Annotated in this window: 29 protein-coding genes; 26 read left to right on the plus strand and 3 right to left on the minus strand. The window is 56.0% G+C overall.

The window, feature by feature from the left end:
* Positions 1-83 precede the first annotated feature (83 nt).
* The 16 genes from IDSA_RS01340 (at position 84) to galU (ending at position 14,651) form a co-directional block, all read left to right on the plus strand.
* Positions 84-647, plus strand: a complete 564-nt coding sequence (locus tag IDSA_RS01340) for a GspH/FimT family pseudopilin (RefSeq protein ID WP_034773728.1) — start codon at positions 84-86, stop codon at positions 645-647.
* On the plus strand, positions 638-1,267 hold the full coding sequence (locus IDSA_RS01345) for a prepilin-type N-terminal cleavage/methylation domain-containing protein (protein WP_084694002.1): 630 nt from the start codon (positions 638-640) through the stop codon (positions 1,265-1,267). Before IDSA_RS01340 ends, IDSA_RS01345 begins: the two co-directional genes overlap by 10 nt.
* Entirely contained in the window at positions 1,257-2,381 is a 1,125-nt protein-coding gene (locus IDSA_RS01350) for a PilX N-terminal domain-containing pilus assembly protein (RefSeq protein WP_051985992.1), read from the plus strand. Before IDSA_RS01345 ends, IDSA_RS01350 begins: the two co-directional genes overlap by 11 nt.
* On the plus strand, positions 2,371-4,293 hold the full coding sequence (locus IDSA_RS01355) for a type IV pilus modification PilV family protein (RefSeq protein ID WP_034773730.1): 1,923 nt from the start codon (positions 2,371-2,373) through the stop codon (positions 4,291-4,293). Before IDSA_RS01350 ends, IDSA_RS01355 begins: the two co-directional genes overlap by 11 nt.
* Before the next feature lie 82 nt (positions 4,294-4,375).
* Positions 4,376-5,011: a cytochrome c biogenesis heme-transporting ATPase CcmA gene (gene ccmA, locus IDSA_RS01360; RefSeq protein WP_034773731.1), complete on the plus strand. Its 636-nt coding sequence runs from the start codon at positions 4,376-4,378 to the stop codon at positions 5,009-5,011.
* Entirely contained in the window at positions 5,004-5,687 is a 684-nt protein-coding gene (gene ccmB, locus IDSA_RS01365; RefSeq protein ID WP_034773732.1) for a heme exporter protein CcmB, read from the plus strand. Before ccmA ends, ccmB begins: the two co-directional genes overlap by 8 nt.
* Position 5,688: 1 nt before the next feature.
* The gene (locus tag IDSA_RS01370; protein ID WP_034773733.1) at positions 5,689-6,420 is read left to right on the plus strand and encodes a heme ABC transporter permease; all 732 of its coding nucleotides are present in this window, start codon (positions 5,689-5,691) and stop codon (positions 6,418-6,420) included.
* Positions 6,420-6,626, plus strand: a complete 207-nt coding sequence (ccmD, locus tag IDSA_RS01375) for a heme exporter protein CcmD (protein ID WP_034773734.1) — start codon at positions 6,420-6,422, stop codon at positions 6,624-6,626. Before IDSA_RS01370 ends, ccmD begins: the two co-directional genes overlap by 1 nt.
* A complete protein-coding gene (gene ccmE / locus IDSA_RS01380; protein WP_034773735.1) occupies positions 6,626-7,129 on the plus strand; it encodes a cytochrome c maturation protein CcmE in 504 nt (167 codons plus the stop codon). The genes ccmD and ccmE overlap by 1 nt, the downstream gene beginning before the upstream one ends.
* A complete protein-coding gene (locus IDSA_RS01385) occupies positions 7,126-9,096 on the plus strand; it encodes a heme lyase CcmF/NrfE family subunit (protein ID WP_034773736.1) in 1,971 nt (656 codons plus the stop codon). Before ccmE ends, IDSA_RS01385 begins: the two co-directional genes overlap by 4 nt.
* Positions 9,096-9,686 carry a DsbE family thiol:disulfide interchange protein gene (locus IDSA_RS01390; RefSeq protein ID WP_051985993.1) on the plus strand — a complete coding sequence of 197 codons (591 nt, stop codon included), beginning with the start codon at positions 9,096-9,098 and terminating at the stop codon, positions 9,684-9,686. Before IDSA_RS01385 ends, IDSA_RS01390 begins: the two co-directional genes overlap by 1 nt.
* Positions 9,683-10,168, plus strand: coding sequence for a cytochrome c-type biogenesis protein (locus IDSA_RS01395; RefSeq protein ID WP_034773737.1), 486 nt, complete (start codon positions 9,683-9,685; stop codon positions 10,166-10,168). Before IDSA_RS01390 ends, IDSA_RS01395 begins: the two co-directional genes overlap by 4 nt.
* A gap of 6 nt (positions 10,169-10,174) precedes the next feature.
* Positions 10,175-11,392, plus strand: coding sequence for a c-type cytochrome biogenesis protein CcmI (gene ccmI / locus IDSA_RS01400; protein WP_034773738.1), 1,218 nt, complete (start codon positions 10,175-10,177; stop codon positions 11,390-11,392).
* A 12-nt stretch (positions 11,393-11,404) separates the two neighbouring features.
* The gene (locus IDSA_RS01405) at positions 11,405-12,139 is read left to right on the plus strand and encodes an MlaA family lipoprotein (protein ID WP_232221246.1); all 735 of its coding nucleotides are present in this window, start codon (positions 11,405-11,407) and stop codon (positions 12,137-12,139) included.
* Between the two features lie 118 nt (positions 12,140-12,257).
* Positions 12,258-13,751 (plus strand): peptide MFS transporter, encoded by a 1,494-nt coding sequence (locus IDSA_RS01410; protein ID WP_034773739.1) that lies wholly within the window; start codon positions 12,258-12,260, stop codon positions 13,749-13,751.
* A 12-nt stretch (positions 13,752-13,763) separates the two neighbouring features.
* Positions 13,764-14,651, plus strand: a complete 888-nt coding sequence (galU, locus tag IDSA_RS01415) for a UTP--glucose-1-phosphate uridylyltransferase GalU (protein ID WP_034773740.1) — start codon at positions 13,764-13,766, stop codon at positions 14,649-14,651.
* Here galU and IDSA_RS01420 read toward each other — a convergent pair.
* The 3 genes from IDSA_RS01420 to cmoA are packed head-to-tail and all read right to left on the minus strand — an operon-like array spanning position 14,620 to position 17,272.
* The gene (locus tag IDSA_RS01420) at positions 14,620-15,543 is read right to left on the minus strand and encodes a LysR family transcriptional regulator (protein WP_051985994.1); all 924 of its coding nucleotides are present in this window, start codon (positions 15,541-15,543) and stop codon (positions 14,620-14,622) included. The genes galU and IDSA_RS01420 overlap by 32 nt on opposite strands.
* A 5-nt stretch (positions 15,544-15,548) precedes the next feature.
* Complete coding sequence (gene cmoB / locus IDSA_RS01425; RefSeq protein WP_034773741.1) at positions 15,549-16,523, minus strand: tRNA 5-methoxyuridine(34)/uridine 5-oxyacetic acid(34) synthase CmoB; 975 nt, start codon at positions 16,521-16,523, stop codon at positions 15,549-15,551.
* A gap of 14 nt (positions 16,524-16,537) precedes the next feature.
* On the minus strand, positions 16,538-17,272 hold the full coding sequence (gene cmoA / locus IDSA_RS01430; protein WP_034773742.1) for a carboxy-S-adenosyl-L-methionine synthase CmoA: 735 nt from the start codon (positions 17,270-17,272) through the stop codon (positions 16,538-16,540).
* Positions 17,273-17,335: 63 nt separating this feature from the next.
* On the opposite strand from cmoA, the gene IDSA_RS01435 reads away from it, so the two are divergent.
* The 10 genes from IDSA_RS01435 to tolB all read left to right on the plus strand — a co-directional run bounded on the left by IDSA_RS01435 (position 17,336) and on the right by tolB (position 26,671).
* Complete coding sequence (locus tag IDSA_RS01435) at positions 17,336-18,412, plus strand: FUSC family protein (protein ID WP_034773743.1); 1,077 nt, start codon at positions 17,336-17,338, stop codon at positions 18,410-18,412.
* A 70-nt stretch (positions 18,413-18,482) separates the two neighbouring features.
* Positions 18,483-20,258, plus strand: a complete 1,776-nt coding sequence (gene aspS / locus IDSA_RS01440) for an aspartate--tRNA ligase (RefSeq protein WP_034773744.1) — start codon at positions 18,483-18,485, stop codon at positions 20,256-20,258.
* A gap of 14 nt (positions 20,259-20,272) precedes the next feature.
* Positions 20,273-20,806 carry a crossover junction endodeoxyribonuclease RuvC gene (ruvC, locus tag IDSA_RS01445; protein WP_034773745.1) on the plus strand — a complete coding sequence of 178 codons (534 nt, stop codon included), beginning with the start codon at positions 20,273-20,275 and terminating at the stop codon, positions 20,804-20,806.
* On the plus strand, positions 20,803-21,426 hold the full coding sequence (gene ruvA, locus IDSA_RS01450; protein WP_034773746.1) for a Holliday junction branch migration protein RuvA: 624 nt from the start codon (positions 20,803-20,805) through the stop codon (positions 21,424-21,426). Before ruvC ends, ruvA begins: the two co-directional genes overlap by 4 nt.
* Before the next feature lie 44 nt (positions 21,427-21,470).
* On the plus strand, positions 21,471-22,472 hold the full coding sequence (gene ruvB, locus IDSA_RS01455) for a Holliday junction branch migration DNA helicase RuvB (RefSeq protein WP_034773747.1): 1,002 nt from the start codon (positions 21,471-21,473) through the stop codon (positions 22,470-22,472).
* 345 nt (positions 22,473-22,817) lie between these two features.
* Complete coding sequence (gene ybgC / locus IDSA_RS01460) at positions 22,818-23,243, plus strand: tol-pal system-associated acyl-CoA thioesterase (RefSeq protein ID WP_034773748.1); 426 nt, start codon at positions 22,818-22,820, stop codon at positions 23,241-23,243.
* Positions 23,233-23,928, plus strand: a complete 696-nt coding sequence (tolQ, locus tag IDSA_RS01465) for a protein TolQ (RefSeq protein WP_034773749.1) — start codon at positions 23,233-23,235, stop codon at positions 23,926-23,928. The genes ybgC and tolQ overlap by 11 nt, the downstream gene beginning before the upstream one ends.
* Entirely contained in the window at positions 23,928-24,365 is a 438-nt protein-coding gene (gene tolR / locus IDSA_RS01470) for a protein TolR (protein ID WP_034774915.1), read from the plus strand. The genes tolQ and tolR overlap by 1 nt, the downstream gene beginning before the upstream one ends.
* A 12-nt stretch (positions 24,366-24,377) precedes the next feature.
* Positions 24,378-25,307 (plus strand): cell envelope integrity protein TolA, encoded by a 930-nt coding sequence (gene tolA, locus IDSA_RS01475; RefSeq protein WP_232221247.1) that lies wholly within the window; start codon positions 24,378-24,380, stop codon positions 25,305-25,307.
* A gap of 5 nt (positions 25,308-25,312) precedes the next feature.
* Positions 25,313-26,671, plus strand: coding sequence for a Tol-Pal system beta propeller repeat protein TolB (gene tolB / locus IDSA_RS01480; RefSeq protein ID WP_415752590.1), 1,359 nt, complete (start codon positions 25,313-25,315; stop codon positions 26,669-26,671).
* The last annotated feature ends 25 nt before the right edge of the window (positions 26,672-26,696 follow it).

Below are 26,696 nucleotides of genomic sequence, written 5' to 3' on the forward strand. Positions count from 1 at the left end.
AAAGATGATTTTTTGCACTATGATGTAACTGACTAGCATTTAAGGGCTCTGTTATTTGATACGCTATTTTCAGATGGAACGCAATGCGCACTATACATACAGTTAACAGCGGCTTAGGCCGGGTTGCCGGCTTCACTTTAATTGAAGCTATGGTAACCCTGGTCATCCTGAGTCTGGTACTGGGCGCCGGGGTGCCGGCAATGCTCGATATCGCCCGCACGATGCGGCTGCAGAGCGCGGCTCAGGATTCCTATGCGTTGTTGCAGTATGCCCGCTCGGACGCTTTGCGCAGCGGTGAAGAGCGCTTTGTTGTATGGCAACAGGATGGTACCAACTGGTGCGCCGCGGTAACCGATCGCAATAACTGCAATTGTCTGACAGAAAATTGCAGTATTGACGGGGTATTGCGGGCGCAGTCGAGCGATAATTTTACTGGCGTTACGCTGGCCGGAGCCAACTTCAGCAGCGGCAGCTATACCCGCTTTGATGCTGTTCGCGGGTTAGCCGAAGGGCATGCCGGCAGTGTGCGTTATCAGCTACTCGAAAATGGGGTAATGGACGCCGAAGTGCGGGTTATTGTAAGTGTGCTGGGGCGCGTGCGCTACTGCCAGTTAGGCGACATTGGGGGTTATCCGACATGCACATGATATCAGGCCATTCCCGCCAGCGCGGTTTGTCGCTGGTGGAACTGATGATCACGATTTCGCTGGGGCTGCTGTTGATGGCGGCACTGACCGCCGTATTTTCCAATACGCTTGGCGTGAATTCACGAAGTCTGCAGCAAAGCCAGCTGAATGAAGAAGCGAACGCGCTGATGGCTCTGATGACAGGGGACTTACGCCGGGCCGGCTACCGTGCCGATGCTGAACTGCTGATTACTGATCCCGCTGCCGCCATTACGGCCTTTGATAACTCAATTACTATCACCAACTATAGTGGCGAACCAGCGAACAGCTGCATTAGCTTCAGCTACGATGAAAATAAAAACGGCCTGCATGATGGCGCAGCAGAAAACTTTGGCTATCGCTTGCAGGGCGCTCTGGTGCAGCGGCGGCAGAGTTCGGCCAGTTGTACTTCAAATGGTTGGCAGAGCCTGACCAGTACCGATATGGTGCGGGTTACCGGGCTGACGTTTACGCTGACCGAACGTATGCTCGACTTGGTTAATGAACAAGTGATTGATGTGAATCTGCAACTGGCGCTGGCAGATGACCCTACGCTTACCCGCGAGCTGTCAACACAGGTGGTAATCCGCAATGCGTTCTGATGTCACGGTTTTATCCGGCTCCAACCGGGGGTTCGCGACGCTGACTCTGACGGTACTGCTGCTGGCGATCATTATTCTGGTTACCTTATACACCGCGCGTTTTAAGGTGCAGGAGCAGCGCATCATGCGCAACCATATCGCCAGTCAGGAAGCGATGATGGTGGCTGAAGCCGCCCTGGAACAAGTAGTGATGCGGGTCAATGATGATCGTACTAATCTGAATCGCACTCTGACCGGTGTTATTGGTGCTGCCACTTATTCAGCCACGCTTAGCGGCCAGCGCTTTGAGGATACCCCGCGTGGCGCCGTGGATATTGTCAATGTGGACTTAACGGCTAATTCAGCCGATGGCCGCGGGGTGCGATCCCTGGGCATGAAACTGGCGGTGATTCCGTTGGTGCGCCGCTCGCCGGATGTCCCGGTTGCGATTCGCGGTAGTATGAATGTATCCGGTAGCTTCCAGATTGTGGCTAACCCCGATGGCGGCGGCGATGGCGTGCCGTTGTCGATCTGGACCAGCGATAACGTGGATATTAATGGTAACGGCACCACTTGCGGCCAGCAGGAGTTTGATGCTGGCAATTGCTCGTCGCAGCCGTTCAGCGAACGCGGCGACCACGGTATGGACATACTGGATAACGATCCTAATTTTCCGGACGATCTTCTGGATTATCTGTTCGGCGTGCCTGAAGCCAATTGGGAAGATCTGCGGGCAATGGCCGAAGTGGAATACACCAGCTGTGACAATCTGGGACCAGCTTCAACTGGCTTGATCTGGGTAACCGGTGCTTGCTCACTGGGTTCCGGTGATGTTATCGGGAGTGCCGATGAGCCGGTAGCTTTAATCGTGCAGAATGCTGATCTGACCATGAACGGCGGTGCCACTATTTATGGCATGGTATTCGGCTTTAATACGCCCGGCAATACCACGCCTTATGATTTCAAGATGAACGGCGGCGCCATGGTTGAGGGCGCAGTGATGTCAAACCGGGATCCGGATTTATCTAATGGTAACCTGACGGTTCGTTACAACGGGCAAGTATTAACTAACGTGGTAACCAACGGTGCGTTCCGGCGTGTTCACCGGGTGGGAGGTAGCTGGCATGATTTCTGATCGACGCACACGAGGCTTTACTTTTGTTGAACTGCTGGTGGCCCTGCTCATTATTGCGGTAGGCGTTGCCGGGCTGGTCAGTTTACAGCGCACCTTTATTCAGAGTTCGACCCGGGCGGCCGAACGCACGGCGGCGCTGGAAATTGCCCAGCAACAGCTGGAGCAGTTACGTTTTACTGAATACGCGAACATCAGTTCGGGTAGTACTACGGTCTCCCGGGATAACAAAAATTACACCCTGAACTGGCAGGTAGACCCTTATTATTACGCGGATGCCTGGCTGACTACCGGCGACACCGGCCTGCCTGATCCGTTGCCGGCGCAGCCAGACTCGAAAGCCATCACCATAGACGTTGACTGGGTTGCCCGCGGTGGTGAGGGGCAAAGCTTGTTACTTGAAGCCTGGTTAAGCCGCATTACCGCCCGTGATGGTGGTCTGGTGGTGACATCACCAGCGCCCAGACCTGGCCCTAAAGTGGTCTATAATCCCGGGGCTGCACCTGAAGTTATTGCCGTGAAGCTGACTGACGATGACTCCGCGGTCGCTTATCAAATCAAAGAAACCACCAAGCCGACGCCCCAGGTTGAGCGTCGCGGTGATAAGTTGCAGGTGACTTTTAATACGGTGACTTATGATGAAGCCACGCAAACCCAGCGGGTGGAGGACTTTGTCACGGTAAACTGCAGTTGTCGCTTTACCGGTATCGGTAATGAAGGATTTGAGCCCAACCGGCTGATACTGCAGGATGGCCGCCTGGCGCTGGATCCGCAGGCCGGGGAGCAGCTAGATAATAAAATGCAGGGCGAGCCGGCTGACGGCGATCAACCGGTACTTTGTGCCCAATGCTGTCGCGATCATCACGATAACAACGAGATGGTGAACGCCGGACTGGTTTACCGGCAGGAGGCTTTATCTGACCGGTTGCCGAGCGGCGATCACCGGCATTTCCGCTATGATAACGGGCAACTGGTACAGGCCGCACTTACCGATGTCTATCAGGAGTCGTGTCGGATGCGCCGCATCGGCGGTTATTATGCCATGTATCCGGACTGGCAGTTCCGTGCCCTGACCGCAACCAGTGCTGATTACCTGATTGACAGTGCCGGAGCCGCTGCTTACACCGATTACGTGCGCGATGTAGTACGGGCGTTGGTAACCGGCGGAAGTATGCCGGCGCCACTTGCGGACAGAGATATGACGGTATTGCCGGGCGCTTATCAGCTGATAGGCCGGGGCATTTACCTTGATGATATGACACCTGATCATCTGCAGGCGGTGCAGACCGCCATTATCAACAATGAACCCGACTGGCTGGCCAAGGTGCCTTTCTACGAAGTGAACCTGACGCTACTGGCAGACTGGTCGGCCTCGCAGCCGGCGGTCGCCGAGGTAACCAATGAACCGATTCAGACCCTGGTCGACCCGATCAATGACTTTTACGGTACCTATTCCCGGGGCCGGGTGAATGCCACCAGTGGTGGCGAGTCGGTAATGACCATTACCGCCCGCGAAGGCAACGCCAGCGTGCTGGGTAGTATCAGCATTCATCCGGATGAGATGGCGGACCTCACCAGTAGCCTGACGGTAACTGTTGATGATGACAGCAACTCCAATGGCACTACGCTGTACTCGGTTACCGGTGAGGTCAACTGTCTGGATATCTATCAGCAGGCCTGTAAGCAGAACCAGTATAAAGATGTGCAGGTGACTACCTCGAACCTCAATGTGACCTGTAGCTATTCGAAGCAGGGCAGCGCCGATACCGGCAACTTCGCCTGTAACGGGGTTCCCGCCGGTACCAACCTGGATATTTACTTCAGCAAGCCGGGCTTTACCTTTAATCCGTCAGTGATTCAGGTGACTAACCTCAGCAGCAATGAAACACACAGTGTGCTGATGACTGAAAACTAAGCGTTGATTGTTCTACCACAGGGTGAACCTGTGGTAGGATCAGCCTTAATTTGATGTTGCCAGAGCAGAGCCAGAGCCGTCCATGACCATGGTTGTCAACGCCCAGCAGTTAACTTCAGTGCGTGCTGGCCGTACTTTATTTGCCGATTTAGACGTGCAGGTAGAGGCCGGCGGCGTATTGCATGTGCAAGGCCCCAATGGTGCTGGCAAATCAACCCTGTTACGTATTATCGCGGGGCTGCTGCAGCCGCTGCAGGGGCAGGTGGAACTGTTTGGTGAGCCGGCTGATGTCGATCGGGAACAGTGGCAGCGGCGCTTGTTGTTTATCGGCCATAAGCCGGGCGTTAAAAGTGAACTTACCGCGCTTGAAAACCTTGAATTACAGGCTGGCTTTGACGGGGTTGTTATCGATGACCCCTGGCAGTTGGCCGAAACCGTTGGCCTGCTCGGGCTGGAAGATATTTCCGCGCAGCAGTTATCCGCCGGCCAGCAGCGCCGTATCGCGCTGGCACGGTTATGGTTCAGCCCGGCACCCTTGTGGATTCTGGATGAGCCGTTCACGGCGCTGGATCAGCCTGGCATCGAACTGCTGCAGCAACGCTTTGCCGAACATACCGGGCATGGCGGCACCCTGATTCTTACTTCCCATCAGCCACTCAGCTGGCAACCGCCACAGCTTCAGCAGCTCATTATCCGGAGCCCGGAAGCGCATGATTAAGGCTTCAACCTGGCAGGTGGTGAAAACCCTGATGCGGCGCGACCTGAAAGTGGCGCTGCGCCGGCGTAGCGATATCATCAATCCGCTGTTGTTCGTGCTGATGGTGGTGTCGTTATTCCCGCTGGCCGTGGGGCCTGGCCCTGATGTGCTGGGGCGTATTGCGGCCGGGGTGATCTGGGTGACTGCCTTGCTGGCGGCGCTGCTGGGCTCGGAGCGGCTATTCCGTGATGATTATCTGGACGGTAGCCTGGAGCAGATGATTTTGTTGCCGGTACCGCTGCCGGTGCTGGCGCTGGCAAAAATTGCTATTCACTGGCTGCTGAGCGGCCTGCCGCTCGTGATCCTGGCGCCGCTGGCCGCCTTACTACTGAAATTACCGGTGGAAGGCTGGAGCACCTTGCTGCTGACCTTATTGCTGGGGACGCCGATTCTGAGTGCGCTGACCGCTATCGGTGCGGCGCTGACAGTAAGTTTAGGGCGCGGTGGCGCGTTACTGAGCCTGTTATTGCTACCCTTATTTATCCCGCTGCTGATCTTTGCGGCGGCGGCAGTTGAGGGCGCACTGGTGGGTGCGCCGGTAGTGGGTCAGGTGGTATTATTAGCCGGACTGATGGTGTTAACCCTGACGCTGGCGCCGCTGGCGGTGGCGGGTGCGATACGAGTGAGTGTGAACTGATATGTGGCGATGGTTACATCCTTATGCAAAAGGCGAAGCGAGCTACCGGCTGTTAGGCCGCTGGCTGCCGTGGCTAACCGGCAGCGCGGTGCTGACGATGATGGTGGGCCTGATCTGGGGCCTGTTTTATGCGCCGCCGGATTACCAGCAGGGCGACAGCTACCGGATTATTTATATCCATGTGCCGGCGGCGATTTTCTCCATGGGCACTTATACCGCCATGGCTATTGCCGCGCTGATAGCGCTGGTATGGCAGATCCGCACCGCCGAGTGGGCCATCGCCGCCATCGCGCCGGTGGGTGCGGTACTGACCTTCATCGCCTTATTTACCGGGGCGGTGTGGGGCAAACCCATGTGGGGCACCTGGTGGGAGTGGGACGCGCGGCTGACGTCGCAACTGATCCTGCTGTTTTTATATCTGGGTGTGATTGCGCTTTACCATGCTTTCAGCGATAGCCGCACCGGTGCGAAAGCCGCCGGCATTCTGGCGCTGGTGGGGGTGGTGAACGTGCCTATTATTCATTACTCGGTGTACTGGTGGAATACCTTGCATCAGGGCGCCACTATTACCAAATTTGAAAAGCCGTCGATGGCCACCAGCATGTTGATTCCTTTGCTGATTTGTCTGCTGGGTTTTGCGCTGATGACCGCTGCCTTTATCTGCCAGCGGCTGCGCAATGAGATTCTGCGGCAGGAATTGCACCGCGACTGGGCGCAGCAGGAGTTAAACTAATGGCCTTTTCAAGCTGGACTGAAGTAATTAGTATGGGCGGGTATGGCTTTTATGTCTGGTTGTCGTTTGGCATTTCGCTGGCGGCGCTGGCGGCCCTTATGGTACATGGCATACTGACCCGTCGCAGTTTGCAGCAGCAGAGCAAGCAGCAACAACAACGCCAGCAACGGCTGGCCCGTCGTAAACAGCAGGAGCGTAGTCGCTGATGATCCCTCGCCGTAAAAAACGTCTGACCTGGGTGATTTCACTCATCGCCGGTGTGGCGGTGGCTGTAAGTTTGATTCTTTATGCCCTGAATCAGAACATTGACCTCTTTTATACGCCCAGCGAAGTGTTGGCCGGCAAAGGCAAAGATCTGACGCGGCCGCAGGTTGGCCAGCGGATCCGGGTTGGCGGCATGGTGGTGGAAGATTCCGTGCGGCGCGATCCGCAAACCTTGCAGGTGCACTTTCGGGTAACCGACACCGGGCCGGAAATGACGGTTCTGTACACCGGCATTCTGCCTGATCTGTTCCGTGAGGGGCAGGGCATTGTCGCCCAGGGCATACTGATTGAACCCGATGTGCTGCAGGCAACAGAAGTGCTGGCGAAACATGACGAAGAATATATGCCGCCGGAACTGGCGGAAGCGATGAAGGGCATCAAGCACGTGAACCCGAATGCCCCGGATGCCTATTCTGAACCCGCCGGCGATGGTGACAAACAATGACAGCTGAATTCGGACAAATCACGCTGGCGCTGGCGCTGGCCTTTTCCGCCCTGCTGGCGGTGTATCCGCTGTGGGGCGCGCAGCGCGGTCACGTTGGTGCCATGATGCTGGCACGGCCGCTGGCTTACGGGCAGTTCTTCTTTACCCTGCTGTCCTATATCGCCCTGACCTGGGCCTTCATTCAGAACGACTTTACCCTTGCCTACGTGGCGGCGAATTCCAATACCCAGCTGCCGCTGATTTACCGGATTACCGCGGTGTGGGGCTCACATGAAGGGTCCTTCTTGCTGTGGATGCTGATGCAGGCTGGCTGGATTGCCGCCGTGGCGCTGTTCTCGCGGCGCATGCCGGTGACTATGATGGCGCGGGTACTCGCCATCCTGGGACTCATCAGCATCGGCTTCTATCTGTTTATGCTGTCGGTTTCTAATCCCTTTGATCGGGCGCTGCCGCTGATTCCGGTCGATGGCCGCGATCTCAACCCGTTACTGCAGGATCCGGGCATGATTATTCACCCGCCGCTGCTGTATATGGGGTACGTGGGTTTCTCGGTCGCTTTTGCTTTTGCGATCGCAGCGCTGATGGCAGGGCGGCTGGATGCCTCCTGGGCTCGCTGGTCACGCCCCTGGGCCACGGCTGCCTGGTCGTTCCTGACGCTGGGTATCGCGTTGGGCAGTTGGTGGGCCTATTATGAACTTGGCTGGGGCGGCTGGTGGTTCTGGGATCCGGTTGAGAATGCCAGCTTTATGCCCTGGTTAGTGGGTACCGCGTTAATTCACTCACTGGCGGTGACGGAAAAGCGCGGCACCTTTAAGGCCTGGACGGTATTTCTGGCGATTCTGGCCTTTAGCCTGAGCTTGCTGGGTACCTTCCTGGTGCGCTCCGGGGTCATTGTATCGGTGCATGCCTTTGCCACAGACCCGGCCCGCGGACTCTTTATTCTTGGCCTGTTGGCGGTGGTGATCGGTGGCTCGCTGCTGCTATTTATGCTGCGCGCTGGCGCGGTCAGCAGCTATACCCGCTATCAGACGGCCTCCCGTGAAGTCATGTTGCTGGGCAATAATATTCTATTAATGGCGGCTACGCTGGTGGTGCTGCTGGGTACGCTGTTACCGCTGGTACACAAAGAACTGGGCATGGGTTCCATCTCAATTGGTGTGCCTTTCTTTAATCAGATGTTTACCTGGCTGATTGTGCCCTTTGTGCTGCTGATGGGGCTGGGGCCGCTGTTCCGCTGGCGCCGGCAGGAACTTAAACCGCTGGCTGGCTCGTTATTGCTGACGTTGGTTCTGGCGCTGTTACTGGCATGGGCACTGCCGGCCATCCTGGCGGATCAGATCCACGCCATGACGGTGCTGGGGCTGGTGCTGAGCTTCTGGATTGTGCTGTCACTGGTTAATGAACTGCGGCTGCGGGTGCAGCAGCGCGGGCAGGGTATTAACGGCCTGGTGAAGCTGGGACGCAGCCACTGGGGCATGGTGCTGGGCCATCTGGGCTTTGCCGTGACCCTGATTGGTATCGCCGCCGTCAGCCAGTATGAAATTGAGCGTGATTTGCGGCTGGCGCCGGGTGAAACCGCCCAGGTGCAGGGATACGACTTTCATTTTGATTCGCTGAGCCAGGTCAGAGGCCCGAATTATATTGCCGATCACGCGGAGTTTACCGTGAGCCGCGACGGCCGACTGGTGACTGAGCTGGTTACCGAAAAACGTTTTTATACGGTGCAGCGCACCAGCATGACCGAAGTGGGGCTGGATGCCGGCTTTACCCGTGACCTTTATGTGGCCCTGGGTGAGCCGCTGGACGATAACAGCGAAGCCTGGGCGGTACGTATTTATGTGAAGCCTTTTGTGCGCTGGATCTGGCTGGGTGCCTTGCTGATGGCCCTGGGTGGCGCGTTGGCGATGACGGATAAACGCTACCGGGCATCACGCCGCAAAGCGCCCAAGCTGGCAGGAGGATTGTAATGGCCGGAACTAAGTCGTTACGCTGGGTGGTGTTAGCACTGCCACTACTGGTGTTCCTGTTGCTGGTCGGTTTTTTGCTGCGCGGTTTGTTCTCGGATCCGACGGAACTGAGTTCGGCGCTGGTGGGTAAGCCGGTGCCGCAGTTTGAGCTACCCGATATCTACAACCCTGAGACTGTCTATACTGAAGAGGTGCTGCAGGGCCGGCCAATGCTGCTGAATGTATGGGCCACCTGGTGCCCGACCTGCCGTGCTGAGCATGATTATCTTAATCAGCTGTCGGCGGAAGGCGTATATATTGTCGGGCTCAATTACAAAGATGATTCGCGGGCCAAGGCGGTGAACTGGCTGAATACCCTGGGTGACCCTTACCAGCTCAACTTGTTTGACGAGCGTGGGCTGGTGGCTCTTGATTTAGGTGTTTACGGGGCGCCGGAAACCTTCGTTATTGATGCCGATGGCTATATTCAGTATCGCCATGTGGGTGATGTGAATGAACGGGTATGGGCGAATACCCTGAAGCCACTTTACGATGCGCTGATGGCAGAATATGACGGAGCTGCTGAGACAGCTGAAGGAGCCAGACCATGAGAACCACTACGCTGAATCTGCTGGTACTGGTATTCACCCTGTCATTGGCGGCGAGCGGCTGGTCGGTGGCAACGGCCGCCAGCCTGGAAACCTATGCATTTGACGATCCGCGCAAAGAGGCCTTGTTCCACGAACTGATTGACGAATTACGCTGCCCCAAATGCCAGAATCAGAGTATCGCTGAATCTGATGCACCGCTGGCCAAAGACCTGCGCGATCGTACCTATATTATGTTGCAGAACGGAGCCAGCAAGCAGGAAGTGATTAATTATATGGTGGCGCGCTATGGCGATTTCGTCCACTATCAGCCGCCCTGGCAGATCAGCACCAGTATTTTATGGTGGGGCCCCGTTGGCATTATTCTGATAGGTCTGCTGGTGGTATTCATCCGGGCGCGGGCCCGGGTGGAACCCGACGAGCTTACTGTTGAAGAAGAGCAGCAACTGGCGCGGTTGCGCCGCACCGATAAGGAACAGGACTAACCGCCTATGTGGATGAACCTGCTAATGATAGCTGTTGTGGTACTTGCCGGCGGGGTGTTCCTGATGGTCACTGGCCGGCGGCAGCACGAACGGCAACGCACCCGGCTGGATGTGAACCGGGAACTATACGAGCAACGTATCCAGGAATTGGATCAGGAAGTGGCCGAAGGGCTGCTCAGCGAAGATGCAGCGCAGCGCAGCCGGCGCGAGCTGGATAAGCGCTTTGTGCATGAAAATGCTGAGCTTGAACAGGTCCATGACGAGCGTATCCGCAGTGACATCTGGTTGCCGGCGGTTATCGTGATGGTGTTGGGTATAGCCGGTTACATGGCATTCGGTAGCTGGGGCTTACAGCGGCAGGCCGACGAAGCTTTGCAGGCATTGCCCGAGCTGGGCCGCAAGGTGATATCCGATGATACCGCCCAGACCACGCCGGAAGAGCTGGAAACCTTTGCGCTGGGCTTACGGCAAAAGTTATTACGGGCGCCGGATGATGCGGTGGCCTGGCTGGTTTATGGCCGGGTGATGCTGGCACTGGGGCAGATGGAGCAGGCGATTGACGCCTTTGAAAAATCCTATCAGCTGGATCCGGAGCGCACCAGTACCCAGTTAAGTTATGCCCAGCTGTTGGTCAGTACCGGCGATGAGCAATACCTCGGCAAAGCCGCACGCCTGTTGTCGCAGGTGCTGTCAGATGATCCGCAAAATGCGGACGCGTTATCGCTGTTAGGGGTGGTCGCATATCAGCGCGGTGATTTTGAGCAGGCGGTAAGCGCTTGGAATTTATTGCTGCAGCAGCTACCTGAAGCCGATCCGCGTTATCAGGCGATACAGCAGGCACTGGCTGACGCGGAGCAGCAGCTGGCCGGGGCGCAGATGACCCTTGAGGTGCTGGTGGATGTGCATCCGTCGGTGATCACTCAGGTGCCGCCTGATGGCACGCTCTTTGTGTATGTGCGGGATCCGGATGGCGCGCCCATACCAGCGGCCGTGGTGCGGCAGCCGGTTGGCGAGTTTCCGGTACTGGTAACCCTGTCAGATGCCGATGCTATGCTAGATGATTACCGGCTGAGCGGATTGCAGCAATGGCAGGTGATGGCACGGATTTCTGATGATGAGCGGATTGATCAGGCGCCCGGCGATCTGGACGCAGAGCCGGTTGTGGTCGAGCCCGGTACCGAGCAGGTCAAACTGGTGATTAAAGACCTGAAGCTAGAATTATAACAGGAGGTTATTGTGCAACTGCGAATGATAGGTGTTGTTTTCGTGTCTCTGGTGCTGACTGCTTGCGCGGCCTCGCCTGATGAAGATATGTATGCGGATCCGCGGGACCCGTTTGAGGATACGAACCGTGACTTCTGGGATCTGAACCGGGAGTTAGACGATGCCATTTTATGGCCTGCTGCGCGTACCTACGGCAAATTGCCACAGCCGGTGCGTACCGGGCTGCTCAACGCTGCCGAGAACCTCAGTGAGCCATCGTCACTGGTCAACAACGTGTTGCAGGGCAAGGTAACCGATGCTGGCGTTAGTTTCTGGCGCTTCGCCATTAACAGCACTATCGGGATTTTTGGCGTGTTCGACGTGGCCTCGCCAATGGGGCTGAGCCGTCGCGATGAAGGCTTCGGCGAGACTCTGGCATTCTGGGGGGTCGGCGATGGTCCTTATCTGATGCTGCCTGCCCTCGGGCCCACAGTGCCCACTGACCGGGGCGGCGACGTGGTCGACGGCCTGTATTTTCCGCTCGATGATCTGAGCACCCCGGTGTCGGTGGCCCGCTTTGTCATAAAAGCCCTGGATACCCGCCTGCAGTTGCAGGAGCAGGAAGAACTGCTGGAAAACTCACTGGATCCATATGCCTTTGTGCGGGAAGCCTATTACCAGCGCTGGCGCGATAAGGTATTTGACGGTAATCCGCCACCAACGGAAGCGGAAGAAGAGCTGGACGAAGATTTTTACGACCAGTTTTAACGCAGAGTTTAATCTAAATAACGCATGAGCCTTGCGCCTGCAGCGGCTCATGCGTTATAAATCCATTTCACTATCTTTACTGATAATAACTATAACTAGTATTCAACGAGGAAATTGTATGAGCCAGGCGCCATCCAATTCGACCCTTTGGGGCCACCCGAAAGGTCTGTATGTGTTATTTACGTCGGAAATGTGGGAGCGTTTTTCCTACTACGGCATGCGAGCCCTGTTGGTTCTGACTCTGGTTGCCGCTACTGAAGAAGCAAACCCGGGTTTTGGTATGAGCCAGGGCGATGCCCTCTCACTCTACGGTACCTACACGGCACTGGTTTATTTCACGCCGCTGATTGGTGGCTGGTTAGCTGACAACTTCCTCGGTCAGCGGTTATCTATTCTGCTTGGTGGTATCTTAATGGCAGCCGGCCAGTTCGTGCTGTTTGCCGCCACGCCACACAGCATCGACCTGTTCTATGTTGGTCTGGGTTTGCTGATTGCCGGTAACGGTATGTTCAAGCCGAATATTTCCACCATTGTCGGCGATCTCTATCCACAGGGCGACGCCCGCCGCGATAGTGCGTTTTCAATTTTCTACATGGGTATCAACCTGGGTGCCTTCATTGCCCCGCTGATCACCTCAACCCTGGGTGAGAGCCCTGACTACGGCTGGCGCTGGGGTTACTTCGCTGCTGGTATTGGTATGACGCTTGCGGTTATTACCCAGGGCCTGTTCTTCCAGCGCTTTCTGGGCGATATCGGCAAAGTACCGGGCGCCAAGCGTGACCGGCTGGCCTCAGGTGGCGTGAAAAAGCCACTGACCAAAATCGAATTTGATCGCCTGCGGGTTATTCTGTTCCTGTTCGTATTCGTCACCGTATTCTGGCTGGCCTTTGAGCAGGCCGGTGGTCTGATGAATATCTTCGCTGACCAGTACACTGATCGTACGTTTGGCGATTCGATTATTCCGGCGGGTTACTTTCAGTCACTGAATCCGCTGTTTATCCTGATCTTCGCGCCGATTTTCTCGGTACTCTGGGTGACGCTGCATAAGCGCGACAGTAGCCCGGATGCGCCAATCAAGATCTTCGCCGGTCTGGTACTGACCGCGATTGGTTTCCTGTTCCTGATCTTCGGTTTGTATGAAATTCAGGCCACGGGTAAAGCCAATATGATCTGGCTGGTACTGGCCTATCTGTTCCATACGCTGGGCGAACTCTGTATCTCACCGGTTGGTCTGTCGCTGATGACCAAGCTGGCACCGCTGCGCCTGGCATCACTGGTGATGGGTGTGTGGTTCCTGATGCCGGCTATTGCCAGCAAGCTCGCTGGTATGGTGGGTGCATTCTCAGAGAACGCTGAAACCTTTACCTTCTCGCAGAATATTGCCGGCGCTATCGGGCTGGAGGCTGAATACTCCGGCCTGCTGGTGGTATTTGGTGGGGTAGGCGTTGGGCTGCTGGTTTTTGCTATCGTGCTGTGGCTGATATCCGGCATGCTGGTGCGCTGGATGCACGGCGCTGAGCGTACCCAACCTGAAACCACTGTGGAAGGTATTGAGCAGGAACTCGAAGCCGTTGCCGAACATGAAGGTATCGGTGATAAAGCTAAAAAATAAGGATTGTTGTTGATGGTTACGAAAGTTGTGATACCGGTTGCGGGTCTTGGGACCCGCATGCTGCCTGGTACCAAAGCGATACCGAAAGAAATGCTGCCACTGGTCGACCGGCCGCTGATCCAGTTTATTGTGGAAGAGTGCGCTGCGGCAGGCCTGACAGACATTATTCTGGTTAACCATTCCAGTAAAGGTGCTATCGAAGATCATTTTGATACCAACTTTGAGCTGGAAGCCACCCTGGAACACCGCAGTAAGCAACAGCTGCTGACGGAAGTGCAGGGCTTGTGTCCGGCCGGCGTGACTATTATGTCAGTGCGCCAGGGCGTGCCCAAAGGTCTGGGCCATGCGGTACTCTGTGCGCGGCCGCTGATTGGTGATCAGCCGTTTGCGGTGGTGTTGCCGGATGTGCTGGTGGATTCGGTCAGCTGTGACCTGCGCCGCGATAACCTGGCCGAGATGGTGCGCAACTTTAATGAAACCGGTGCCGCTCAGGTGATGGTGGAGAAGGTCCCCCATGAGCTGGTGAATCAGTATGGTATTGCCGATCTTGACGGGGTGGAACTCAAACCCGGTGAGCAGACTGCGATCAGCCAGCTGGTTGAAAAGCCGTCCGTTGATTCAGCGCCTTCGGATTTGGCGGTAGTAGGACGTTATGTATTCCCGGCCAGCCTGTGGGCGATGCTGGAGCAGACGCCGGTGGGGGCGGGCAACGAAATTCAGCTGACCGACGCCATGGCGATGCTACTCAAGGAACAACAGGTGAATGCTTACTATATGAAAGGGCGCAGCCACGACTGCGGCAATAAGCTGGGCTACACCCAGGCGTTTATTGAGCACGCGTTACGGCATCCGCAACTGGCGGAGCCGCTTAAAGCGTGGTTGAAGGATCTGTCGCAGTAGTTTCTGTAATGGTCAGATGCTGACGCAGTAAATCGTATAACAACCGGGCACAAGGCCCGGTTGTTTCGTTTTTGGGCAGCACTAAATAGAGGGCGCCGGCGCGATGCGAACTGCCGCTGACCTCGACCCGCTGGATACCGGGCGCTGACTGGGTGGCAAATGCGGGTAACCAGCAAAAACCGATACCGGCCTGTACCAGGCGCAGGGCTTCGGCGAAGTTGGTTACTGTCCAGCGCTGCTCGGCTTTCAGCCAGCCTTCTGCTTCCACTGGTTTGCGCGCGGTATCGCGAATAACTATTTGCAGGTGCTGGCTGAGGATGTCCGGGCTGACGGGCTGGGCTTCACGGGCCAGTGGATGGTCAGCGCTGACCACCAGGTCAAAGCGGTAATTGGCAATGGGCTCACCGACCACGCCTTTCGGCAGCTGATGGGTGATGACTATATCCGCGGTCTGCTCAAGGATATGCTCGACCGAACCTGTGAGTACGGTGTCTTCGATAATCAGGCGGCTGCCACGGCTATGCAGCTGAAATTCGGTCAGCGCCGGCACGATTTGCTGCCGGTCAAAGGACATCTCCAGAGCCAGCCGGATCTGTGGCTCCCAGCCTTTGTTGAGGTTATCCGCCAGTTGTTCGAGTTCGGTGACCAGGGTGGTCAGCTGCCGCGAGCGGCGCAGCATGACTTCACCGATGGGTGTTAAATGGGCTTTGCGGCCAATGACCGTCAGCATCTCAACGCCGAGCTGATCCTGCAACTTGGCGACAGCGTGGTTCAGTGACGACTGGCTTTTATTTAGTGCTTCGGCAGCATGGGCGTAGCCGCCATGGTCGACCACGGCCTGCAGAATGCGCCACTGTTCGAGGGTCGTTTTCTGACGGTAAATCGCGCTCATCGGGCTCATCCTTTCGCAATGATAACGGCGCGTAGCGGCGCCGGGTACCCTTCGATGGTTTTACTGCGATCATCGGGGTCGAGAAAATCCACCAGTGACTGGCCGGTCATCCAGTCGGTGGCGCGCTGCTCACTGAGATCCGTCACTGACTCATCCACCACCACGGCGCTGCTGAAGCCACAACGGTCCAGCCAGTGCAGCAAGGCGGCGGTGCTGGGAATAAACCAGACGTTCCGCATTTTGGCATAGGTCTGGCCGGGTACCAGCACCTGTTGTGCATCGCCTTCGATAACCAGGGTTTCGAGCACCAACTGGCCACCGGGCTTGAGCTGGGCGCGCAGCTGGGTCAGAAAATCTATGGGGGAGCGGCGGTGATAGAGCACGCCCATGCTGAACACCGTATCAAAGGCCTTGAGTTCGGGCAGGTCGTCGACACCAACCGGGAACAGGTGCGCCCGGGCCTTGAGTTCGTCAGGCATAAAATGCCGCACCGCTAAAAACTGCGCCATAAACAGCTGGCCGGGATCAATGCCCCAGGCCTGGTCGGCACCAGCTTCCAGCATGCGCCACAGGTGGTAACCGCTGCCGCAGCCGATATCCAGCACCTGCTGGCCGCTCAGATCACCCAGATGCGGGGCCACGCGCTGCCATTTAAAATCAGAACGCCACTCGGTATCAATGTGCACGCCATGCAGGTTAAAGGGGCCCTTGCGCCAGGGCGTGAGCTGCTGCAGCAGGCCGCGAATACGATTGAGCTGGCCGTCGCTGACGCGTTGTTCTGACTGTACCGATATCGTATCGCCAAGACCGACCTGATCGGCAGCGAGCTGCGGCAGCTGCGCCACCGAGCGCAACCATTTATGCAGTTCGCCGTGCTGCTGGTCGCGCTGCCACTGATCCAGCTGACCGGCGAGGCTGCCCAGCCAGGGGGAAACCGGTGAGCGGGCGAGGGCAATCAGGTCATCTTTGAATAAATCCATGGCAAATGATTTCCTTAGGGTTTAACCGCCAGCATAGCAGCGAAGTTATAACACTGGAACCAGACCTGGGGCTGATGGAAGCCAAGGCGTTGCAGGCGCTGCTGATGGGTGCTCAGGGTGTCGGGCTGCATCACATTCTCGATGGCGGCGCGTTTCTGGCTGATCTCCAGCTCGCTGTAGCCGTTGGCACGTTTAAACTGATGGTGCAGATCGATTAACACCTCGTCCATGGCCGGATCCGGGCTTTTGAATTTCTCCGACAGTAACAGCACGCCACCGGGCCTGAGGCCGGCAAAAATCGCGGCCAGCAGCGCATCACGCTGCGCTGGCGGCACAAACTGCAGGGTGAAATTCATCACCACCACCGATGCCTCTTCAATGCGGGTATCGCGGATGTCTTCGCAGCGGATGTCTGCCGGCACTGCGCTGCGATAGCCCTGCAGGTGCAGCTTACAACGCTCGACCATGGCCGGTGAATTATCAATGCCAATGAGTTTGACGTCATCGATGTGCGCAACGTTCTGGCGCATGGCCAGAGTCGCGGCGCCCAGTGAACAGCCCAGGTCATACAGATTGCTGTGAGGCTGGGCAAAACGGGCGGCAAGCTGGCCGATACCATGTAATATGCTCTGGTAGCCTGGTACCGAGCGATTGATCATATCGGGAAAAACTTCCACTACCTTTTCATCAAAGACAAAGTCGCTGACCTGGGTCAGTGGCTCAGCAAACAGAGAATCGCGTTTGATCATAGTGGTTTAAGTCGTCTATAAGTTGTGGGTGTATAGTTTAGCCGAACTCGAAGAGGAATAATAATGTCCGATGAAGCCGAAGCGCCGGGTCTGATACGCCGGGTTTACGAAGATATTAAAACCCTGCTGTCATTGCAGCCGTCGGATCGGCCCTGGCATTTCCCGCTGGTGACCTGCTTCGCCGCGGGTATTCCGGTGGCGCTGGGCGCGCTGAGCGGACAATTACGGCTGGCGGTGCTTAGCAGTATTGGCGGGTTGGTAATTATGTACCTGCCACCCCAGGCCCGCACCGCCCGGCGCATGGTGACGCTGATTGTCTGCCTGTTCGGCTTTCTGGTGAGTTTTACCCTGGCCAGCCTGGCCAGTCTCTATATGTGGTCATCGGCGCTGGCGGTGGGGGTGATCGCTATGGTTGCCAATAATCTGTGCCGGCGCTATCAGGTGCCGCCACCGGGGCGCTTCTTTTTTATTATGATCGCGGCGCTGGCCAGTACCCTGCCGTTTGATTTGCTGATGATACCCAGCCAGATCGGCTGGCTGGCCCTGGGCGGTATGATTTCCTGCTTACTGGCGTTTATCTATAGTCTGTTGGTGCCGGTGCGCACTGAAGGGCTGAATAAGCCGAAACAGCCGGCGCCACCGAAGCGTAACCGCGAGTACCTGCGTACCGAATCCGCGATAATCGGTGTGTTTGTCGGCGGCTCGTACCTTATTGCCATGCTGATGGGCCTGAATAATCCTTACTGGGTGCCGATATCCTGTCTGGCCATCATGCAGGGGGTGAATATCCGCCAGGTTCGTCATCGCCAGATCCATCGCATTGTGGGCACGGCCCTGGGGATGGTGTTCGCCTGGTTTATCCTGAACCTGGATATCGACCCCTGGATGCTGGTGCTGCTGGTTACCGGCCTGACGTTTATTATCGAATCTATTGTGATGCGCAACTATGGCCTGGCCATGGTTTTCATTACGCCGCTGACGGTATTGCTGGCCGATGCGGCCTTCGCCCGGCTGCCGCCGGATGAACTGATCATGGCGCGGTTGGTGGATATTACCCTGGGCAGCGTGATCGGATTCATCGGCGGCTGGTGGCTGTACCGGCAGCTGGAGAGAAATCATGGAAGTATCCCCCGGCAATAGCTGACAATTGCGGCCAGTCCGTTATAATGTTTGGCTTTGTTAAACCGATTTCTGTGGTAGGGAAAATCCCATGCGTAGCCATTATTGTGGACAGCTCGAAACCAGTCTTGTTGATCAGCCCGTAACCTTATGTGGTTGGGTGAATAAACGCCGTGATCTGGGCGGCCTGATTTTTATTGATATGCGCGATCGCACTGGTCTGGTGCAGGTGGTCTTTGATCCGGATCAGAGCGAACTGTTCGAGCAAGCCAACTCGCTGCGCCAGGAGTTCTGTATCAAGCTGACCGGTGTGGTGCGGGCACGCCCTGGCAGCCAGGTGAATACCGGCATGGCCACCGGCGCCATCGAAGTGATGGCCGACGGGCTGGAGATCCTCAACCGCTCCGCCGCCTTACCGATCGATTTTAATCAGCATGTAAGTGAAGAGCAGCGGCTGCGCTTCCGCTATCTGGATCTGCGCCGCCCCAACATGAACCATAATCTGCAGTTCCGCGCCAAAGTGACCAGCGCGGTACGCCGTTTTATGGACGCTGCCGGTTTTCTGGATATCGAAACGCCGATGCTGACCCGCGCTACGCCGGAAGGGGCGCGTGACTATCTGGTGCCCAGCCGTACCTACAAAGGTAAGTTCTTCGCCTTACCCCAGTCGCCGCAGCTGTTTAAGCAGTTGCTGATGATGTCCGGCTTTGACCGTTACTATCAGATCGTTAAATGTTTCCGTGACGAAGACTTACGGGCCGACCGGCAGCCGGAATTTACCCAGATCGATATCGAGACCTCCTTTATGACCGCTGATCAGGTCATGGCCATCACCGAACAGATGGTGCAACAGCTATTTGTTGAGCTGATGGAAGTGAACCTGGGTGAATTTCCGCGGATGAGCTGGCACGAAGCTATGCGCCGCTTTGGCAGCGATAAGCCGGATCTACGTAACCCGCTGGAACTGATCGATGTTGCCGACTTACTCACTGACGTTGAGTTTAAAGTATTCGCCGGACCGGCGAATGATCCTAAGGGCCGGGTCGCGGCGCTGAAGGTACCGGGCAAAGCCGAAGCGATTTCACGCAAGAATATTGATGAATACACCAACTTTGTTGGTATTTACGGTGCCAAAGGCCTGGCCTGGATGAAGGTGAATGACCTGGCGGCCGGCCGTGACGGTATTCAGTCACCGGTACTGAAGTTCATTCCTGATGCGGCGCTGCAGGGGATTCTGGAACGCACCGATGCGGCCAGTGGCGACATTATTTTCTTTGGTGCCGATAACGGCATGGTGGTTGCCGAAGCCTTAGGCGCGCTGCGGCTGAAAGTTGGCCAGGATTTTGACCTGGTAGAAGATGCATGGCGGCCGCTATGGGTCGTCGACTTCCCGATGTTCGAGGGCGATGACAACGGGCTGGCGGCACTGCATCATCCGTTTACCGCGCCAGTTGGGGTAACTCCTGAGCAGCTGAAAGCGAATCCGACTGAAACCCTGTCTAACGCTTATGATATGGTACTGAATGGTGTCGAAGTGGGTGGCGGTTCCGTCCGTATTCACGACAGCAAAATGCAGCAGACGGTATTTGAAATACTTGGCATCGGCCCGGACGAAGCGAACGAGAAATTTGGCTTCTTGCTGGAAGCTCTGAAGTATGGCACGCCGCCGCATGCGGGTCTGGCGTTTGGCCTGGACCGGCTGGTCATGCTGATGGTTGGCGCCAGTTCGATCCGTGAAGTGATTGCGTTTCCGAAAACCACTACCGCTGCCTGTATGCTCACCGACGCCCCGGGCTTTGCTAATGCCGGCGCGCTGGAAGAATTGGGCGTGGCCGTGATTGCTAAATCCGCTGAGGATGACTCTTAAAGGTAACCTACTGAATGGCGATAATACTGGGAGTGGATCCCGGCTCAAGGCTGACCGGCTACGGTATTATCCGCCAGCAGGGCAACCAGCTGATTTATCTGGGCAGTGGCTGCATCAATGCCCAGGGCACCGCGAAGGCGCCCCTGAGCCTTGCCGATAAGCTGCGGGTGATTCATGATGGTATCAGTGAGCTTATTACCCAGTTTCAGCCTGACGAATTTGCCATTGAACAGGTTTTTATGGCGCGTAATCCGGACTCAGCCCTGAAACTGGGTCAGGCCCGCGGCGCCGCTATCGTAGCCGCCGCCCGCGCCGGCTTACCGGTGGCTGAATATGCCGCGCGGCTGGTCAAACAGGCGGTGGTGGGTACTGGCGGGGCGGATAAAGTGCAGGTGCAGCACATGGTGATGTCCATGCTCAAGTTGCAGCACCGGCCTCAGGCGGATGCAGCCGATGCGCTGGCAGTGGCCTTGTGTCATGCTCACACCAGAACCAGTAAGATTTTGCAGGCTCAGACTTTGCAGGCACAACCAAGGGGACGAGGGTGATAGGACAGCTAAGCGGCATCCTGGTGGCTAAGCAGCCGCCGGAAATACTCATTGACGTGCACGGCGTTGGCTATGAAGTGCAGATGCCAATGACCTGTATCTATGAATTACCTGAACTTGGCGAGCCGGTGCGGGTGATCACCCATTTTGTGGTACGTGAAGATGCCCAGCTGCTGTATGGTTTTAATACCTTTGCGGAACGCAGCCTGTTCCGGCAGCTCATCAAGGCGCAGGGTGTGGGACCGAAGCTGGCACTGACCATTATGTCGGGCATGACTGCCCACCAGTTTGTGCAGGCCGTTACCCATGATGATGTCAGCAGTCTGGTCAAATTACCGGGTGTGGGTCGTAAAACGGCAGAACGCCTGGTGGTTGAAATGCGCGACCGGCTGAGTAACTGGGGCTTTGCGACCCCGGCTACCGATGCCGCACCAATTGACTTCGGTGATCTGGATCCGACGGTGCGCAGCAGTTCGCCGCGCGACGATGCCTTAAGTGCGCTGATTGCGCTGGGCTACAAGCCGGCTGTAGCTGAAAAGGCTGTGAATACAGCCCGTAAAGGCCAGCCGGACAGCGTTTCAAGTGAAGAATTAATCAGGCTGGCGCTGCGCGCTATGTAGTGCGCAGATCAATCTCTACGTATTTAAGGTGAGCAACCGAGCCCATGATAGAACCGGATCGCATTAATCAGCCCCAGGCACAGCCCGAAGATGAAGTCATTGATCGCGCGATCCGGCCGAAGACGCTGGCCGACTATACCGGCCAGAAGCACGTGGTCGAACAGATGGGCATTTTTATCCAGGCCGCGCGGCAGCGTAAGGAAGCTCTGGACCATCTGCTGATTTTCGGCCCGCCCGGTTTAGGTAAAACCACCCTCGCCAACATTGTCGCCAATGAACTGAATGTAAATATCCGGCAAACCTCAGGTCCGGTACTGGAAAAAGCCGGTGATCTTGCTGCACTCTTAACCAATCTTGAAGCACATGATGTGCTCTTCATTGATGAGATTCACCGGCTGAGCCCGGTAGTCGAAGAGATCCTGTACCCGGCGATGGAAGATTATCAGCTGGATATCATGATTGGGGAAGGCCCCGCGGCACGCTCGATTAAACTGGATCTGCCGCCCTTTACCTTAATTGGCGCGACCACCCGTGCCGGCGCCTTAACCTCACCGCTGCGCGACCGCTTCGGTATTGTGCAGCGGCTGGAATTTTATAATGTCGAAGAGCTGACCACCATTATCCGCCGCTCCGCCAGCTATCTGAACCTGCAACTGGATCATCAGGGCGCTATCGAAATAGCCCGCCGTTCGCGCGGCACACCACGCATTGCCAACCGGTTATTGCGCCGGGTGCGGGATTTTGCCGAAGTAAAAGGTAATGGCCAGATTGATCAGCCGGTGGCGGCCGCGGCGCTGACTATGGTGGATGTTGACGAAGCTGGCTTTGATTATATGGACCGTAAACTGTTGCTGGCGATTATTGAGAAGTTTCTTGGTGGCCCGGTGGGGCTGGATAATCTGGCGGCAGCGATTGGCGAAGAGAAAGAAACCATTGAGGATGTGCTGGAACCCTACTTAATTCAGCAGGGCTTTTTACAACGTACCCCGCGTGGCCGTATTGCCACCCCGCACGCCTATGCCCATTTTGGTCTGCAGCCGGGCTGACAAGCAGGCAAAAAAAAGCCCGCACAAGGTGCGGGCAAACAGAACAACAAGGAAGTTAAATCCAGGGGAACTACATATAACAGTAAAAGTGACAACCGGTCTCTTCGTATCTGATATGGGGCGTATTATACGGCGGTCGGACCAGCTTTCAACCGAGAAAAATTGTTTTTCGCATTAGTTTAACTAATATCGTGTTGTTACCACTGTTTATAAATTATACAGCGACAAAATGGTAAGACCAAAAAAATCGTTAAAAAACAGCGTTAAGTAAAGAATTGGTAAAATCTGATATATAAATAAAAATCTGGCGTTATTTTAACCAGTAGCGAATAAAGGGACCAGAACATGGATGACAATAAGACATTTGTCTGGCCGGTACGGGTGTATTACGAAGATACAGATGCCGGCGGTATCGTTTATTATGCGAATTATCTCAAATTCCTTGAAAGAGCCCGTACGGAATGGTTACGCTCGCTGGGGATTGAACAGGACACCTGGCTGGCGCACCGGATTGGGTTCGTGGTGCGGCAGGTACAAATGGATTTAATCAGTCCGGCCCGTTTTAATGATGAACTGGCTGTGACTGTTGTGGTCGAAAGGCTGGGGAAAGCCTCGGTAGTTTTTACGCAGTCTGTGCACAATCAGCAGGGTGTGTTGTTATGTCAGGCGCAGATCAAGGCGGCCTGTGTGAATTTAGGACAAGCTGGCAGTGGCGTTCGCGCCGTAGCTATGCCAGCGGAAATTTTTGAGGTGTTAAAAGGTGCAAGCTGATCTGTCGATTACCGCGTTAATTCTCGAAGCCAGTCTGGTGGTCCAGCTGGTGATGCTGCTGCTATTAGCGTTTTCGGTATTTGGCTGGATGATGATATTCCAGCGCCGGAAGATTATTCAGGAAGCCAGCGTGCAGGCGCTGAAATTCGAAGATCGGTTCTGGTCGGGCGTGGATCTGGCGCGGTTGTACCAGGAAATTGGCGCGCGGGCGCAGAACGCCTCAGGCATGGAGAAGCTCTTCTATGCCGGCTTTAAAGAATTTGCCCGGCTACGCAGCAATACCTCGCTGAATCAGCAACAGGTACTGGAAGCCTCTTACCGGGCCATGCGGGTGGTGCATTCACGGCAAATCGACAAGCTGGAAAACAACCTGTCGTTGCTGGCGACCATCGGCTCGATCAGCCCCTACATCGGCCTGTTCGGTACCGTGTGGGGTATCATGAATGCCTTTATCGGCCTGGGCTCGGTGCAACAGGCCACGCTGGCTATGGTGGCTCCGGGTATCGCCGAGGCACTGATTGCCACTGCCATGGGTCTGTTTGCAGCAATTCCGGCGGTGATGGCCTACAACCGCTTTATTACCCGGGTTGAGAAGATAGATAACCAGTATCAGAACTTTATGGATGAATTGTTAGCTATTCTGCAGCGCCAGAGCAGTGCTCCGGCGAAGGAAGGCGCCGCATGATGATGACGATAATGCGTCGCCGGCGGAAGCCGGTGTCCGACATTAACGTGGTTCCTTATATCGACGTGATGCTGGTGCTGTTGATTATTTTTATGGTCACGGCACCTTTGATTACGCAGGGGGTCAAAGTTGAGTTGCCGAAAGCGGCTGCTGAACAGATGGATCCTGATACCAAGCCGCCGCTGGTGGCGTCGGTAAACCGCGATGGCCAGTATTTTCTGAACGAAGCGGACAACCCGACTGAGCCGATGAGCGCTGAGGAGCTGGCGACGCTGGTTGCCGCGCACCGCGAAATGGATCCTGATCGCCAGGTGGTCGTGAACGGCGATGGGGCGGTTTCGTACAACCAGATTGTGCAGTTAATGGTCCTGTTGCAACGTGCCGGAGTACCCTCAGTTGGTTTAATGACGGACTCCTCCGGCATGGAAACGCAGTAAGAGAGGCAACGGGTGAAGATAAAGAACTGGACATGGCCACAGGAACTTACCGTACCACTGTTACTATCGGTGGTATTACACCTGGGTATTGTTGGCTTGTTGCTGGGCGGTCTGAACTTTCAGAAGCCGGCCCCTGATCCCAATGCGGTGATGCAGGTGGATCTGGACGCGGTCGACATGGAAGAGCAGGAAATCGTTGAAGCCGTTGCGGTTGACCAGGCCAAGGTGCAACAGCAGGTTGATCGTATTCAGCAACAACAGCGCGAGCGGGAGCAAGCCGAGCAGCGCCGCATTGCGGAACTGGAGCGGCGGGCCGAAGAAGCACGTAAGCAGCGCGAAGCCGAGCAGCAGCGGCAGCGTGAACTAGCGGCCCAGCAGGAACGCGACCGCCAGCAACTGGCTCAGGAAAAAGCTGAAGCCCAGAAAGTGCGTGAGCAGGAAGAAAAAGCAGCAGCGGCAGCCGCTGAACGCCGCAAGCGTGAAGAAGAAGCTGCCCGTAAAGCCGAGGCTGAGCGCAAAAAAGCGGAAGAAGAAGCACGGCGCCAGGAAGCCGAACGCAAGCAGCGCCAGGAAGAAGCAGCACGAAAGGCAGAGCGTGAGCGGCAAATGCAGGAAGAAATGGCCCGCGAGGCGGCAGAACGTCGCCGCGCGCGACAACAGCAGATGATGGGCGAAATCCAGAAATATAAGAGCCTTATCTCACAAACCATCCAGCGCAACTGGATTGTCGATGAATCCATGCGCGGTAAACAGTGTGAACTGACTATCAGCTTATCACCCAGTGGTTTTGTAAAATCAGTGGATACCGGCACTGGCGACCAACGCGTTTGCCAGTCAGCGCGGGCCGCGGTTCTCAAAGCGGGAACCTTGCCGGTATCGCAGGACCCTGAGGTGTATAAGGAAATGAGTACTATTAAATTAACGGTGGCACCTGAACTGTGATGACTATGATGAAAAAATTAACCGCACTAGCACTTACCGCAGCAGTAGCTTGTGTTCTGTTGCTACGCCCGGCGCACGCCGCCCTGGAAATTGTCATTACCGAAGGGATTGACAGTGCCCGGCCGATCGCCGTGGTGCCGTTCCGCTGGAAGGGTACCGGGCCGGCTCCTGAAGGCTTGACCGATGTGATTGCCGCAGACTTAATGCGTAGTGGCAAATTTAATCCGATTCCGGTGAACGCGATGCCACAACGGCCAGCGATTGCCAGCGAAATCGATTTTCCGCGCTGGGCCAGTTTAGGGGTCGAAGCGATTATCGTGGGAACCATCGAGCCTTACGCCGTGGACCGTTACACAGTGTCGTTTGAGATCGTTGATGTATTGCGCGGCCAGATTACCGGCGGTACCAAGATTCTGCGGGGCGGCGAACTGGTCACGACCCAGGATCATATTCTGGATGCCCGCAGCAGCGTGATTGAAGGCAGCCAGTTCCGCCAGTACGCGCATCGTATTTCGGATGTATTTTATGAAGTGATGACCGGCGAACGGGGTGCCTTTATGACCCGCATCGCCTATGTCACGGTGAACTATGACGAAGACAAGCCCTACCAGCTGGTAGTAGCCGATTATGACGGCTACAATGAGAAGGTATTGTTACGCAGCCCTGAGCCGCTGATGTCGCCATCCTGGTCGCCGGACGGCAACAAGCTGGCTTATGTGAGCTTTGAGAATAAGACGCCGGAAATTTTCGCGCAGGATATCTATACCACCCGCCGCGAGAAGCTGACGTCGTTTCGCGGGATTAACAGCAGCCCGGTGTGGTCACCGGACGGCACACAAATGGCGATGGTGCTGTCGAAAGACGGTAACCCTGAGGTGTATGTGATGGATGTGGGCAGCAAGAGCCTGCGGCGCATTACGGATCATCACGCCATAGATACTGAGCCAAGCTGGTCACCGGACGGTAAAACCTTGATTTTTACCTCAGAAAGGGGTGGCAGACCACAGCTATATAGCGTAAATTTAGGTTCAGGTCAGGTGCGACGGGTGACTTTTGACGGTGAACAGAATCTGGGTGGAACCTATACCCCCGATGGCCGTCAGGTTGTATTGGTAAATCGCACCCAGGGTAATTATCATATAGCGAAGCAGGATTATCCGAGCGGCGCTATGCAGGTACTGACGCAGACGGCACTTGATGAGTCGCCGAGTCTGGCGCCAAATGGCAGTATGGTCATTTACAGTACCACTCATAATAACCAGCAGGTGCTGGCGCTGGTCTCGATAGACGGCCGGTTTAAAGCACGTCTGCCGGCGCGGCAGGGCGAGGTAAAGTCACCGTCCTGGTCACCATTTTTACGTTAGAAAAAGAACACCATCAGTCATTCAC

The organism is Pseudidiomarina salinarum, from assembly GCF_000753715.1.
Lineage (GTDB): Bacteria > Pseudomonadota > Gammaproteobacteria > Enterobacterales > Alteromonadaceae > Pseudidiomarina > Pseudidiomarina salinarum.

Excerpts from the sequence above, each read along its gene's own strand:
- IDSA_RS01355 (WP_034773730.1), top strand. The coding sequence starts at position 2,371 with ATGATTTCTGATCGACGCACACGAGGCTTTACTTTTGTTGAACTGCTG.
- ccmB (WP_034773732.1), top strand. The coding sequence starts at position 5,004 with ATGATTAAGGCTTCAACCTGGCAGGTGGTGAAAACCCTGATGCGGCGC.
- aspS (WP_034773744.1), top strand. The coding sequence starts at position 18,483 with ATGCGTAGCCATTATTGTGGACAGCTCGAAACCAGTCTTGTTGATCAG.
- ruvB (WP_034773747.1), top strand. The coding sequence starts at position 21,471 with ATGATAGAACCGGATCGCATTAATCAGCCCCAGGCACAGCCCGAAGAT.
- IDSA_RS01345 (WP_084694002.1), top strand. The coding sequence starts at position 638 with ATGCACATGATATCAGGCCATTCCCGCCAGCGCGGTTTGTCGCTGGTG.
- ybgC (WP_034773748.1), top strand. The coding sequence starts at position 22,818 with ATGGATGACAATAAGACATTTGTCTGGCCGGTACGGGTGTATTACGAA.
- ruvC (WP_034773745.1), top strand. The coding sequence starts at position 20,273 with ATGGCGATAATACTGGGAGTGGATCCCGGCTCAAGGCTGACCGGCTAC.
- IDSA_RS01395 (WP_034773737.1), top strand. The coding sequence starts at position 9,683 with ATGAGAACCACTACGCTGAATCTGCTGGTACTGGTATTCACCCTGTCA.
- IDSA_RS01410 (WP_034773739.1), top strand. The coding sequence starts at position 12,258 with ATGAGCCAGGCGCCATCCAATTCGACCCTTTGGGGCCACCCGAAAGGT.
- IDSA_RS01390 (WP_051985993.1), top strand. The coding sequence starts at position 9,096 with ATGGCCGGAACTAAGTCGTTACGCTGGGTGGTGTTAGCACTGCCACTA.
- IDSA_RS01435 (WP_034773743.1), top strand. The coding sequence starts at position 17,336 with ATGTCCGATGAAGCCGAAGCGCCGGGTCTGATACGCCGGGTTTACGAA.
- IDSA_RS01370 (WP_034773733.1), top strand. The coding sequence starts at position 5,689 with ATGTGGCGATGGTTACATCCTTATGCAAAAGGCGAAGCGAGCTACCGG.
- IDSA_RS01340 (WP_034773728.1), top strand. The coding sequence starts at position 84 with ATGCGCACTATACATACAGTTAACAGCGGCTTAGGCCGGGTTGCCGGC.
- IDSA_RS01385 (WP_034773736.1), top strand. The coding sequence starts at position 7,126 with ATGACAGCTGAATTCGGACAAATCACGCTGGCGCTGGCGCTGGCCTTT.
- ccmD (WP_034773734.1), top strand. The coding sequence starts at position 6,420 with ATGGCCTTTTCAAGCTGGACTGAAGTAATTAGTATGGGCGGGTATGGC.
- IDSA_RS01420 (WP_051985994.1), bottom strand. The coding sequence starts at position 15,543 with ATGAGCGCGATTTACCGTCAGAAAACGACCCTCGAACAGTGGCGCATT.
- cmoA (WP_034773742.1), bottom strand. The coding sequence starts at position 17,272 with ATGATCAAACGCGATTCTCTGTTTGCTGAGCCACTGACCCAGGTCAGC.
- tolR (WP_034774915.1), top strand. The coding sequence starts at position 23,928 with ATGATGACGATAATGCGTCGCCGGCGGAAGCCGGTGTCCGACATTAAC.
- ccmE (WP_034773735.1), top strand. The coding sequence starts at position 6,626 with ATGATCCCTCGCCGTAAAAAACGTCTGACCTGGGTGATTTCACTCATC.
- ccmA (WP_034773731.1), top strand. The coding sequence starts at position 4,376 with ATGACCATGGTTGTCAACGCCCAGCAGTTAACTTCAGTGCGTGCTGGC.
- galU (WP_034773740.1), top strand. The coding sequence starts at position 13,764 with ATGGTTACGAAAGTTGTGATACCGGTTGCGGGTCTTGGGACCCGCATG.
- tolB (WP_415752590.1), top strand. The coding sequence starts at position 25,313 with ATGATGAAAAAATTAACCGCACTAGCACTTACCGCAGCAGTAGCTTGT.
- ccmI (WP_034773738.1), top strand. The coding sequence starts at position 10,175 with ATGTGGATGAACCTGCTAATGATAGCTGTTGTGGTACTTGCCGGCGGG.
- cmoB (WP_034773741.1), bottom strand. The coding sequence starts at position 16,523 with ATGGATTTATTCAAAGATGACCTGATTGCCCTCGCCCGCTCACCGGTT.
- IDSA_RS01350 (WP_051985992.1), top strand. The coding sequence starts at position 1,257 with ATGCGTTCTGATGTCACGGTTTTATCCGGCTCCAACCGGGGGTTCGCG.